Annotated in this window: 10 protein-coding genes; 2 read left to right on the top strand and 8 right to left on the bottom strand. The window is 54.7% G+C overall.

The features are described from left to right. Window positions 1-38: 38 nt before the first annotated feature. Complete coding sequence (gene pflB / locus AC2FAJ_RS09865; protein WP_023338210.1) at window positions 39-2,321, top strand: formate C-acetyltransferase; 2,283 nt, start codon at window positions 39-41, stop codon at window positions 2,319-2,321. A 203-nt stretch (window positions 2,322-2,524) separates the two neighbouring features. Then, window positions 2,525-3,265 (top strand): pyruvate formate lyase 1-activating protein, encoded by a 741-nt coding sequence (pflA, locus tag AC2FAJ_RS09860; RefSeq protein ID WP_028012563.1) that lies wholly within the window; start codon window positions 2,525-2,527, stop codon window positions 3,263-3,265. Between the two features lie 36 nt (window positions 3,266-3,301). Here pflA and AC2FAJ_RS09855 read toward each other — a convergent pair whose 3' ends face one another. The 8 genes from AC2FAJ_RS09855 to lolA all read right to left on the bottom strand — a co-directional run bounded on the left by AC2FAJ_RS09855 (window position 3,302) and on the right by lolA (window position 12,880). Beyond that, window positions 3,302-3,832 carry an anti-virulence regulator CigR family protein gene (locus AC2FAJ_RS09855; RefSeq protein WP_047368209.1) on the bottom strand — a complete coding sequence of 177 codons (531 nt, stop codon included), beginning with the start codon at window positions 3,830-3,832 and terminating at the stop codon, window positions 3,302-3,304. A gap of 122 nt (window positions 3,833-3,954) precedes the next feature. Beyond that, a complete protein-coding gene (locus tag AC2FAJ_RS09850) occupies window positions 3,955-5,103 on the bottom strand; it encodes an MFS transporter (protein WP_447088002.1) in 1,149 nt (382 codons plus the stop codon). Between the two features lie 275 nt (window positions 5,104-5,378). Then, the gene (locus AC2FAJ_RS09845; RefSeq protein WP_028012560.1) at window positions 5,379-6,242 is read right to left on the bottom strand and encodes a dimethyl sulfoxide reductase anchor subunit family protein; all 864 of its coding nucleotides are present in this window, start codon (window positions 6,240-6,242) and stop codon (window positions 5,379-5,381) included. Window position 6,243: 1 nt separating this feature from the next. Next, entirely contained in the window at window positions 6,244-6,861 is a 618-nt protein-coding gene (locus tag AC2FAJ_RS09840; RefSeq protein ID WP_280027403.1) for a DMSO/selenate family reductase complex B subunit, read from the bottom strand. Between the two features lie 10 nt (window positions 6,862-6,871). Then, window positions 6,872-9,316 carry a dimethylsulfoxide reductase subunit A gene (dmsA, locus tag AC2FAJ_RS09835; protein WP_485454092.1) on the bottom strand — a complete coding sequence of 815 codons (2,445 nt, stop codon included), beginning with the start codon at window positions 9,314-9,316 and terminating at the stop codon, window positions 6,872-6,874. Window positions 9,317-9,527: 211 nt separating this feature from the next. Further along, window positions 9,528-10,820, bottom strand: a complete 1,293-nt coding sequence (gene serS, locus AC2FAJ_RS09830) for a serine--tRNA ligase (RefSeq protein ID WP_485454091.1) — start codon at window positions 10,818-10,820, stop codon at window positions 9,528-9,530. 92 nt (window positions 10,821-10,912) lie between these two features. Further along, complete coding sequence (rarA, locus tag AC2FAJ_RS09825) at window positions 10,913-12,256, bottom strand: replication-associated recombination protein RarA (RefSeq protein ID WP_045630019.1); 1,344 nt, start codon at window positions 12,254-12,256, stop codon at window positions 10,913-10,915. Window positions 12,257-12,265: 9 nt separating this feature from the next. Continuing rightward, window positions 12,266-12,880: an outer membrane lipoprotein periplasmic chaperone LolA gene (lolA, locus tag AC2FAJ_RS09820; protein ID WP_028012557.1), complete on the bottom strand. Its 615-nt coding sequence runs from the start codon at window positions 12,878-12,880 to the stop codon at window positions 12,266-12,268. Window positions 12,881-12,948 lie beyond the last annotated feature (68 nt).

The following is a 12,948-nucleotide window of genomic DNA, read 5'->3' as shown; positions in this document are numbered from 1 at the left end:
CAGTAAATAAAAAATCCACTTAAGAAGGTAGGTGTTACATGTCCGAGCTTAATGAAAAGTTAGCCACAGCCTGGGAAGGTTTTGCGAAAGGTGACTGGCAGAATGAAGTCAACGTCCGTGACTTCATTCAGAAAAACTATACCCCGTATGAAGGTGACGAATCCTTCCTGGCTGGCGCAACTGACGCGACCACCAAGCTGTGGGACAGCGTAATGGAAGGCGTTAAACTGGAAAACCGCACTCACGCGCCAGTTGATTTTGACACCTCCGTTGCATCCACCATCACTTCTCACGATGCTGGCTACATCAACAAAGCCCTTGAGAAAATTGTTGGTCTGCAGACTGAAGCACCACTGAAACGCGCCATCATCCCGTTCGGTGGTATCAAAATGGTTGAAGGTTCCTGCAAAGCGTATAACCGCGAGCTGGACCCAATGCTGAAAAAAATCTTCACCGAATACCGCAAAACCCATAACCAGGGCGTATTCGATGTTTATACCAAAGACATTCTGAACTGCCGTAAATCTGGCGTTCTGACTGGTCTGCCAGATGCCTATGGCCGTGGCCGTATCATCGGTGACTACCGTCGCGTTGCGCTGTACGGTATCGACTTCCTGATGAAAGACAAATACGCGCAGTTCGTTTCCCTGCAGTCTGACCTGGAAAACGGCGTAAACCTGGAAGCGACTATCCGTCTGCGTGAAGAAATTGCTGAACAGCACCGCGCGCTGGGTCAGATTAAAGAGATGGCGGCTAAATACGGCTGCGATATCTCTGGTCCTGCGACCAACGCTCAGGAAGCTATTCAGTGGACCTACTTCGGCTACCTGGCCGCTGTTAAGTCTCAGAACGGTGCAGCAATGTCCTTCGGCCGTGTATCCACCTTCCTGGATGCGTACATCGAACGTGACCTGAAAGCAGGTAAAATCACCGAGCAAGACGCTCAGGAAATGATTGACCACCTGGTCATGAAACTGCGTATGGTTCGCTTCCTGCGTACCCCAGAATATGATGAACTGTTCTCTGGTGACCCAATCTGGGCAACCGAATCAATCGGCGGTATGGGCGTTGACGGCCGTACGCTGGTTACCAAAAACAGCTTCCGCTTCCTGAATACCCTGTACACCATGGGTCCTTCTCCGGAGCCGAACATCACCGTTCTGTGGTCTGAAAAACTGCCTCTGAACTTCAAGAAATTCGCCGCTAAAGTGTCCATCGACACCTCTTCTCTGCAGTACGAGAACGATGACCTGATGCGTCCGGACTTCAACAACGACGACTACGCTATCGCTTGCTGCGTGAGCCCAATGGTTGTTGGTAAACAAATGCAGTTCTTCGGTGCGCGTGCAAACCTGGCGAAAACCATGCTATACGCTATCAACGGCGGCGTTGATGAAAAACTGAAAATGCAGGTTGGTCCTAAGTCTGAGCCAATCAAAGGCGACGTGCTGAACTATGACGAAGTCATGGAGCGCATGGACCACTTCATGGACTGGCTGGCTAAGCAGTACGTGACCGCGCTGAACGTTATCCACTACATGCACGACAAGTACAGCTACGAAGCCTCTCTGATGGCGCTGCACGACCGTGACGTTATCCGCACCATGGCGTGTGGTATCGCAGGTCTGTCCGTTGCGGCTGACTCCCTGTCTGCAATCAAATACGCGAAAGTTAAACCAATTCGTGACGAAGACGGCCTGGCCGTAGACTTCGAAATCGAAGGCGAATACCCGCAGTTTGGTAACAACGACGCTCGCGTTGATGACATGGCGGTTGACCTGGTAGAACGTTTCATGAAGAAAATTCAGAAACTCACTACCTACCGTAACGCTATCCCGACTCAGTCTGTTCTGACCATCACCTCTAACGTTGTGTATGGTAAGAAAACCGGTAACACTCCAGACGGTCGTCGTGCTGGCGCGCCATTTGGCCCAGGTGCTAACCCAATGCACGGTCGTGACCAGAAAGGTGCTGTAGCTTCTCTGACCTCCGTTGCTAAACTGCCGTTTGCTTACGCGAAAGATGGTATCTCTTACACCTTCTCTATCGTGCCAAACGCCCTGGGTAAAGACGACGAAGTGCGTAAAACTAACCTCGCGGGTCTGATGGATGGTTACTTCCACCACGAAGCGTCCATCGAAGGTGGTCAGCACCTGAACGTGAACGTAATGAACCGTGAAATGCTGCTCGACGCGATGGAACATCCTGAGAAATATCCTCAGCTGACCATCCGCGTATCTGGCTACGCAGTACGTTTTAACTCCCTGACGAAAGAACAGCAGCAGGACGTTATCACCCGTACTTTCACTCAGTCCATGTAAGTGGAATTGACTGAAATCACGCGTTAAAAAGCGTACAATAAAGGCTCCACGCAAGTGGGGCCTTTTTAACACCCTCGCTTCACCAGTCTCTTTTGTCCGCTATCTATACTTTATGGATAACAGCCAAAACAGACTCGACATAGCCTTTGAGCTGTGCAACTACACAGGCCCCCGGATGGGCCAAATTCGGAGATATCACCGCAATGTCAACTATTGGTCGCATTCACTCCTTTGAATCCTGTGGCACCGTCGATGGCCCGGGTATCCGCTTTATTACCTTTTTCCAGGGCTGCCTGATGCGCTGCCTGTACTGCCATAACCGCGACACCTGGGACACGCACGGCGGTAAAGAAGTCACCGTGGAAGATCTGATGAAAGAGGTGGTGACCTACCGCCACTTTATGAACGCATCCGGCGGTGGCGTGACCGCGTCCGGCGGTGAAGCTATTCTTCAGGCTGAGTTTGTCCGCGACTGGTTCCGCGCCTGCCATAAAGAAGGCATTCATACCTGTCTCGACACCAACGGCTTTGTGCGCCGCTACGATCCGGTCATTGATGAACTGCTCGACGTGACCGATCTGGTGATGCTCGATCTCAAACAGATGAACGATGAGATCCACCAGAATCTGGTTGGCGTTTCTAACCACCGTACGCTGGAGTTTGCCAAATACATCGCCGATAAAGGCATCAAAACCTGGATCCGCTACGTTGTTGTTCCCGGCTGGTCAGATGACGATGACTCCGCACATCGCCTGGGTGAATTTACCCGCGACATGGGCAACGTCGAGAAAATTGAGCTTCTGCCCTATCACGAACTGGGTAAACATAAATGGGTGGCGATGGGCGAAGAGTACAAGCTTGATGGCGTGAAGCCGCCGAAAAAAGAGACGATGGAACGCGTGAAAGGTATTCTTGAGCAGTACGGCCACAAGGTCATGTATTAAAGAGAAGGCCCGGTAAGAACCGGGCCTTTTTATATTCTATTTAAAGACGCCGTTAATTACGGAGGTCACAATCGCCGTACTCAGCGCAATTAAGACCAGATCGTCCCCGACTACACGCCATTCATAGCCCGGGTAGGAAGGAAGCTGGCCGAGCATAGAGGCTGGTACGGTCTTCTTCGCAATGCCCGGAGGAAGCGGTTTACCGCGTGCGAGGTTTTTCGCAATCCCCGGAGGAAGAGACTCATAGCCCGTTAAGCCATAATTCAATGCCAGGTGGCGGGCATGATCGAAGCTCACGCGAGCGTCGACGTCATTACCGACATCTTTGCTGTTTTTGAAGCTCTTATCCGATTTTCCAGGGTTTTCCTTTCCGCTATTTTGCTTATTACCATGGTTACCGGAATTACCAGAATTCCCGTTACCATGATTGCCGCCATTACCTTGTCCGCCACTGTTTCCATGACCACCGCCATTCCCGTTTCCAGGATTAGCCATGACCGGAGCCGTTGCAAACGTTAAAGACAACACTACGGCAAGTGCGGTAGTGGAAAAACGACGTATAGACATGATTGTTGCCTTTTGTGGTAGAACTCATTTGAATTATCGCCAGGCGGAGAAAACAAACAATGCGTAAAAGTCTTATATGTGACAGGGACAAAAAAGCCTGTCATCGACAGGCTTTTATTTAATCAGGCGTGCGCCACAGGGGTTGGATGCTCGCCCGCTTTGCGCAGCAGCATCAGGAGATAAATAAACGACACGCTGGCAATCATAATAAACAGCAAATTGTCGGAATAATTCTGCATCAGCATCGCGGTAAATGTCGGTCCCAGAAGGCTACCGATGGTATAGCTTAATAATAGCGCCTGGTTCATTGCCACAAGCTGGTGATGTTCTACTTTCTCACAGGCCCACGCCATTGCGACCGGGTAAAGCGTGAATCCTGCGGCCCCGAGAATAAACAGTGCAGGCGCCATCGCGGCGTTGCTGAGCATCGCAAGGCATCCCATGATCACCACGAAGACCTGAACGCGCAGCACCAGCAGGCGTCCAAAACGATCCGCCAGGCGACCAATTGGCCACTGCCCGACAATACCGGCGCTGACCATTACCGCCATCCAGAAACCAATCCCGGAATCGCTCACGCCCTGATGGTTCAAATAGAGCGGCATCAGGCCATAGAGCGAGCCGAGTACAATCCCTGAGATAATACAGCCGTTAACCCCCAGACGCGCCTGACGCAGTCTCAGCATCGGCCAGACGTGCGTTGCTTCCTGATGTTCACTGTTCTGGTTCACAATGCGCGTAAAGAGCAGCGGCAGGATCGCGGCCAGCACCATGCCCGTTACCCACGGCAGAACGCTCATCAGATCGGTTGGCAGCTTGCTGACCATCAGTTGACCCAGCACGGTACCGACGTAGTAAACCATCATATAGGCCGCCAGCAGACGTCCGCGGTTGCGGGAGGTACCGCTGCACATCAGCGCGCTTTCAACCACCACCCAAATCATCGCGCAGCCGACGCCGGCGATAAAGCGCCATGCCATCCAGCCCCAGAAGCCCACCATCAGACCCAGACCGGCGCACCCGGCAGCGAAAATCAGCGAGGCCAGATAATAGCTGCGATTAAAGCCAAAACGCTTAATCAGGCTACCGGTTAATAATGTGCCCAACAGGTTCCCGGTGAAAAAGGACGAGCTGACCATACCCACCTGCCAGGTCGGTAAGTTTTCATGGGCGAGCCACAGCGGGACGAGCGTGTTTAACACGGCGATCGCCAGGGTCAACAGAAGCAGGCCACAGAGCAACAGGAGCACTGGCCGGGTATAGGTGGTCATGGATTAAAAACCGTGAGGAAGTTCAGATTTCGTGCGCATCATGCCACTGGCAAAAACAAAGTCAATCCACAGATTTAGCCGGCTCGCACAATATGTTCCCTGTCGATTTAAAAAACTTATCCTGCTAATGCAGCGCCTGCTATAGATATTAATTATGTATCTGTTTTTATTTATTAATGACCGAAATTAAAACAAAACGACAGTCGAAAAATTTCATGAATGAAAAAAAGAAAAGCCGGGCGCTATGTCCCGGCTTTTTATAACGAAAAATGAAATTAGCTGGCGATAGCCATACCGACCGTCATATGCAGGCCGTAAAACACACCGCGACCAATTAACTCCCCTGCCAGCACCAGCACAAAAGCCAGTGACAGGAGCGGCAGTGCAGGCTGATAACCTTTAAGCTGAGGGCCGATCCAGCACACCAGCGCAGCTGCCAGCAACACCACACGCCAGGCCATCAGCGAACCGTAGTCCGGCACCAGCGCAGAAGCCTGCTGGATAGAGCTGTGAATGGTTGCCAGCTCAGCCCCCTGCATCAGGGCGACCATCGCGCTCACCACCAGCGCCAGCAGCGAAACGGCTGGCAGCAGACGCATTGCCCAACCGTTTACCCCCGCCACACGCAGCAGCAGGTAGCCCAGCAGCGGCCCGCCGATAAACATCGTCAGGAAGAAGCTCATCGGCGTCCAGACGCTGTACCAGGTAGGAACGGTATCGATGGTGTTATAGACGCGCACCATCATCCACACGAACACCACGCCCAGTACCATGGTGACGATCAGCCACAGGCTGCGCAGGCCCGCAGGCAATTTCTTCAACGCAGCCAGCAGCCACCCCAGCCCGCCGACGGCAAAGAAGATTGCCCCGCTGGCAATTTCGTTACTGAGCGACGACGCCCCCACGCGGTTCAGGGAGTTGAACGCGCGCATCGGTGAGCCCAGGTGCAGCGTAGAGGCGATAAATCCAATCCCCATCAGCACCCACAGGCCAAACATGCTCAACACCAAACGCTGCTGCTGTTCGGCATTGAGGTTCCCTTTTAACAGCGCCAGCGCCAGAACAATAAAGCCGCCCACTACGCACTGCCCAAAGACCGTGAAGATCATCAGCGGCCATTCATGCCATCCACTTCCCATCTCACACCTCCTTCGGATTTGCCAGGTAGCCGGTGGTGTCACCCGTCGGACGGCTGTTGGCGTTAGGTTTAATGACAATATTCGGCTTGGTGAAGTGCGCGGACGGCAGCGGTGCCACTGCGGCAAGCTGACCGTGTTTCTGACGCAGCTCTTCTATCGGACCAAAATCCAGCGCGCGCAGCGGGCAGGACTCGACGCAGATTGGCTTTTTGCCGTCCGCTACGCGGCTGTGGCAGCCGTCGCACTTGGTCATATGTCCTTTAGCGGCGTTGTACTGCGGCGCGCCGTACGGGCACGCCATATGGCAGTAGCGACAGCCGATGCAGACATCTTCATCCACCACCACAAAACCGTCCTCCCGCTTGTGCATCGCCCCGCTCGGGCACACCTTGGTGCAGGCCGGATCTTCACAGTGGTTACAGGCAATCGACAGGTAATAGGCAAAGACGTTCTGATGCCAGACGCCGTTATCTTCCTGCCAGTCGCCCCCGGCGTATTCGTAAATTCGGCGGAAGCTCACGTCCGGGGTGAGATCTTTATAATCTTTACAGGCCAGCTCGCAGGTTTTGCACCCGGTGCAACGGCTGGAATCAATGAAAAATCCATACTGGGTTGTCATCGGTTACTCCTTAAACCTTTTCAACCTGGACAAGGTTTGTGTGAGACGGGTTGCCTTTCGCCAGCGGCGACGGACGCTGCGTGGTCAGGACGTTAATACTGCCTGCCTGGTCGATGCGGTTGGCATCCGGGCTGTACCAGGCCCCTTCCCCCAGTGCCACTACGCCAGGCATCATGCGCGGTGTCACTTTGGCTTCAATGTGTACCTCGCCGCGACCGTTAAAGATACGCACGCGATCCCCGTTACGGATACCACGTGCTTTGGCATCCATCGGGTTGATCCACATCTCCTGGCGGCAGGCGGCCTTCAGTACGTCAACGTTACCGTAGGTGGAGTGCACGCGCGCCTTGTAGTGGAAACCGGTCAGCTGCAGAGGGAATTTCGCCGTCAGCGGATCGTTATAGTTTTCGAACCCCGGCGTGTAGATCGGCAGCGGATCGATAACATCTCCTTCCGGCAGCTCCCAGGTAGATGCGATTTTTGCCAGCGCTTCGGAGTAAATTTCGATTTTGCCCGACGGCGTGGTCAGCGGATTCGCCTGCGGATCTTCACGGAACGCTTTATACGCCACGTGATGCCCTTCCGGGTCACGCTGCTTGTACATGCCCTGCTTGCGGAAGGTGTCGAAGTCCGGCAGATCGGGAATTGCTTTACGAGAGAGCTCGTGCAGATGGCGCATCCACCCTTCCTGAGTACGCCCTTCGGTAAACTGCTGTTCGACGCCTAATCGCTTCGCCAGTTCTGAGGTCATCTCATAGATGGTTTTGCACTCGAAGCGCGGCTTGATGGCCTGGTCGGTAAAGATCACGTAGGACATGTTGCCGCAGGAAGCGTCCAGCGCGAAATCCATCTGCTCAGACGCGGTGCAGTCCGGCAGCAGAATATCGGCATATTTTGCCGAGGAGGTCATGTGGCAGTCGATCACCACAATCATCTCGCACTTCTTGTCGTCCTGCAGAATTTCATGGGTGCGGTTGATTTCCGAGTGCTGGTTGATAAGGCAGTTGCCGGCGTAGTTCCAGATCATCTTGATCGGCACATCCAGCTTGTCTTTGCCCCGAACGCCGTCGCGCAGCGCGGTCATTTCCGGGCCGCGCTCGATCGCGTCAGTCCACATAAACATGGAGATGCTGGTCTGAACCGGGTTATCCAGCGTCGGCATCCGCTCAAACGGCACTTCATAAGAACCTTCGCGCGCGCCGGTGTTACCGCCATGAACGCCGACGTTGCCGGTCAGAATTGAAAGCATAGAGATAGCGCGGGTGGCGATTTCACCGTTCGCATGACGCTGCGGTCCCCAGCCCTGGCTGATGTAGGCCGGTTTAGCTGAACCAATCTCACGCGCCAGCTGAACAATGCGCTCGACCGGAATACCGGTGATGGTGGAGGCCCACTCCGGCGTTTTCGCTACGCCGTCGCTGCCCTGGCCGAGAATATATGCCTTGTAGTGACCATTGGCAGGGGCACTGGCTGGCATCGTTTTCTCGTCATAACCGACGCAGTATTTATCAAGGAACGGCTGATCGACGAGGTTTTCAGTAATCATCACCCACGCCAGCGCGGAAACCAGTGCCGCATCGGTACCAGGACGAATGGGGATCCACTCATCTTCGCGCCCGGCACCGGTGTCGGTATAGCGCGGATCGATAATGATCATGCGGGCATTAGATTTGGCGCGGGCCTGTTCGAGGTAGTACGTCACCCCGCCGCCGCTCATGCGGGTTTCGCCCGGGTTGTTACCGAACAGGACGACCAGCTTACTGTTTTCGATATCGGACGGGCTGTTGCCGTCGGCCCAGCCGCCGTAGGTATAGTTCAGACCTGCGGCAATCTGTGCAGAAGAGTAGTCGCCGTAGTGGTTGAGATAACCGCCGCAGCAGTTCATCAGACGCGCGACCAGCGTTTTACCCGGTGGCCAGGAGCGGGTCATCGTGCCACCCAGCGTCCCGGTGCCATAGTTCAGGTAGATGGACTCGTTGCCGTACTCTTTGATCAGGCGCTGCATGTTGGTGGCGATAATGTCGTAGGCTTCGTCCCAGCTAATGCGCTCAAACTTCCCTTCCCCACGCTTACCGACACGCTTCATTGGGTATTTCAGACGATCCGGGTTGTAGACGCGGCGACGCATGGAGCGACCCCGCAGGCAGGCGCGAACCTGGTGTAACCCTTCGTAGTTATCGTCCCCGGTGTTGTCGGTTTCGACATACTTAATTTCGCCATCCACCACGTGCATACGCAGCGGACAACGGCTACCGCAGTTTACGGTACACGCACTCCACACCACTTTTTCCGGAGCTGCGGCTGCGGATAGTGCGTCCGCCGCCGACGCCAGCCGGGTAAAAGGGAGCGTGAAGGCGCTGCTGGCTACAGCCAGGCCGCCTATTGCCGTGGTTTTCATCAACCCACGGCGAGTGACCTCGGCAGCCATTAACGCTTCAGGCGCTTTGATTTTCATAGAGACTCACTTTGGTTGCTCACAAAGAAAAAAGAGGCGGCACGAACCGCTATATAGTTTTGTAAATAACGAATTTCTTCGTTATCAGCGTCTTATGCTGACTTTCATTCGGAGGAGTATTACTACTTTAGAGGGAGGGGGTATTGCGTCGTGTCAATTCAGAGGCATAAAAAAAGCGCCCGAAGGCGCTTTTTTGTTGTGAGGCAAAGAATTAGCCGATGTACTGCTGGCCTTTCATGTATGGACGCAGCACTTCAGGGATCTCGATGCGGCCATCTGCCTGCTGGTAGTTTTCCAGCACAGCAACCAACGTACGGCCAACAGCCAGACCAGAACCGTTCAGGGTATGCACCAGACGGGTTTTCTTGTCAGATTTGCTGCGGCAGCGTGCCTGCATGCGGCGCGCCTGGAAATCCCAGACGTTAGAGCAGGAGGAGATTTCACGGTAGGTGTTCTGTGCGGGCACCCAGACTTCCAGGTCGAAGGTTTTGCAGGCACCAAAGCCCATGTCACCGGTGCACAGCGCCATGCGGCGATACGGCAGGCCCAGCAGCTCCAGCACTTTTTCCGCATGGCCAGTCATCTCTTCCAGCGCGTCCATGGATTCTTCCGGACGGACAATCTGCACCATCTCGACTTTGTCGAACTGGTGCATACGGATCAGACCACGGGTGTCGCGACCGTAAGAACCGGCTTCTGAACGGAAGCACGGAGAGTGTGCCGTCAGCTTGATTGGCAGATCGTCTTCGTCAATGATCTCATCACGCACGAGGTTGGTCAGCGGCACTTCCGCGGTTGGGATCAGCGCATAGTTGCTGCTGTCTGCTTCTTCATCCAGCGGACGAGTATGGAACAGATCGCCTGCAAATTTCGGCAGCTGGCCCGTACCGTACAGCGTATCGTGGTTAACCAGATACGGAACATAGGTTTCGCTGTAGCCGTGCTGCTCGGTGTGCAGATCCAGCATGAACTGCGCCAGGGCGCGGTGCAGATGGGCAATCTGACCTTTCATCACTACGAAGCGAGAGCCGGTCAGCTTAACCGCAGCGGCAAAGTCCAGGCCCGCGTGCATTTCGCCCAGCGTCACGTGATCGCGCACCTCGAAGTCAAACTCGCGAGGCGTACCCCAGCGCTTCACTTCAACGTTGTCGTTCTCGTCTTTGCCGACAGGCACGCTGTCGTCAGGAATGTTCGGGATAGCCAGAGCGATGTCACGAATTTCGGCCTGAAGAACGTCCAGCTCCGCCTTCGCCTGACCCAGCTCTTCACCCAGCTTGTTCACTTCCAGGCGTAATGGCTCAATATCTTCCCCGCGCGCTTTCGCCTGGCCAATGGATTTCGATCGAGAGTTACGCTCTGCCTGCAGATTTTCAGTTTGTACCTGCAGTACTTTACGACGCTCTTCAAGAGCGCGCAGCTTATCTACATCCAGCTTAAAGCCCCGGCGTGCCAGTTTTTCAGCGACTGCGTCTGGCTCATTACGCAGCAGATTGGGATCGAGCATGCTTATCCTGTGCTTATCGAATTAAAATAGGAAATGTGACCACAGCCTGCGGTCACAAGGATACAATTGCCAACATTACCGCAACGATTGAACTAACGGTAGCGTTTTATAGGGCTATTTTGATCCTGTCCGGCGAGCCAGGTGAGCTTTTCACCAATCTTGCCTTCAAGACCTCTGTTTGTGGGATGATAATAGCGCGTTTGTGCCATCTCCTGCGGGAAATATTCCTCCCCGGCAGCGTAGGCGTTAGGCTCATCATGGGCGTAGCGATACTCCTGCCCGTAACCCATCTCTTTCATCAGTTTGGTTGGCGCATTGCGCAGATGAACCGGCACATCATAGTCCGGGCGCTCGCGCGCATCCGACATCGCCGCTTTGAACGCGGTATAGACCGCATTGCTTTTCGGCGCGCAGGCCAGATAGACAATCGCCTGCGCAATGGCGCGTTCGCCTTCCGCCGGGCCTACGCGGGTGAAGCAGTCCCAGGCTGAAAGCGCAACCTGCATGGCGCGTGGATCAGCATTGCCAACATCTTCTGACGCAATCGCCAGACAGCGGCGCGCAACGTATAGCGGATCGCCACCTGCGGTAATGATACGTGCGTACCAGTAGAGCGCCGCATCCGGCGCGCTGCCGCGTACGGACTTATGCAGCGCCGAGATCAGGTCGTAGAAACGGTCGCCTTTATTATCGAAACGCGCGCTGCGCTCGCCGGCAATTTCGGTGAGCAGTTCAGGCTTCAATACGCGCTTGCCCGCATCGTCCACTTCGGCCATATCAGCCATCATTTCGAGCGTGTTCAGCGCGCGGCGCGCATCGCCGTTGACCAGCTCCGCAATCGCACGTCGCGTGTCGTCAGGCAGAACGATATCCTGCCCGCCGTAGCCGCGCGATTTGTCGTCCATTGCCTGCGTCAGAACCTTTTCGATATCTTCCGTGGTCAGGGATTTAAGCAGGTAGACGCGGGCGCGGGACAGCAGCGCCGAGTTGAGTTCAAACGATGGATTTTCCGTGGTGGCGCCGATGAAGAAGATCGTCCCGTCTTCAATGTGCGGCAGGAAAGCATCCTGCTGGCTCTTGTTGAAGCGGTGGACTTCATCGACAAAGAGAATGGTGCGGCGTCCGGCATTGCGGTTCTGACGCGCGCGCTCGATCGCCTCGCGGATCTCCTTCACGCCAGACGTTACCGCCGAGATACGCTCAACGTCCGCGTTGGCATAGCGGGCGATCACTTCAGCGAGCGTGGTTTTTCCGGTGCCGGGCGGCCCCCAGAGGATCATGGAGTGCAGATGCCCCGCCTCAATAGCGCGCGGCAAGGGTTTCCCCGCAGCCAGCAGATGCTGCTGACCGATGTACTGCGCTAAATTTTCTGGCCGCATACGGGCGGCCAGAGGTTGAAACGCATTATCTGAAAAATCGAGCGACAGGTTGCTCACTCACGCCTCTTACTTATTGCGTTGGTCGTCCACCGTTACGCCCTGCGGCGGGGTAAAGGTGAATTTCGATGCGTCAACGGCGCCGTTTTGCTGAGACTTAAGCTGGTAGCTGCTACGCTGATCGTCCTGCTCAACCGCGCCGAACTGATTAATGGTACCGTTGGTGCTTACGTTGATGGTGAACTGCTTCAGATTGCCGTTGCTGCCTTTCGGCGTCAGGACAAATTCATCACCGTTCTGTTTAATGTTGTACTGCTGCCAGTCGCTGGTCTGGTTGCGGGCGATCAGCATAAACGGCGTATTGCTGGTCGCGTCTTTCAGCCAGGTCGCAGTGGCCTGCTCAACAAACGGGTTGAAGAACCACAGGGTTTTACCGTCAGAAACAAGGATGCTCTCATCCGGCTGGGTCATATGCCAGTTAAACAGATTGGGGCGTTTCACCCACAAATCACCCTGTCCTTCCTGCACCGCGTTGCCGCTGCCGTCCGTCACTTTTTGCGTGAAGCTGGCGTGGAAGCTGCTTACTTTATCCAGTCGGCTTTTAAGGTCGCTGGCTGCATCAGCCCAGACGCTGCTGGCTACAAAACTGGTGAGTAATGCACAGGCGATGGCGATTTTTTTCATTGTTATTCCTTAAAATACGTCTTCCCGAAAATGGGGTTTCCGTTTCTATTCTGGACCTGCCCGAAGGC

Source organism: Enterobacter cloacae complex sp. 385G4, from assembly GCF_057320665.1.
The sequence above is the reverse complement of the archived record's forward strand: the minus strand, read 5'-3'. Positions and strand labels throughout refer to the sequence as shown.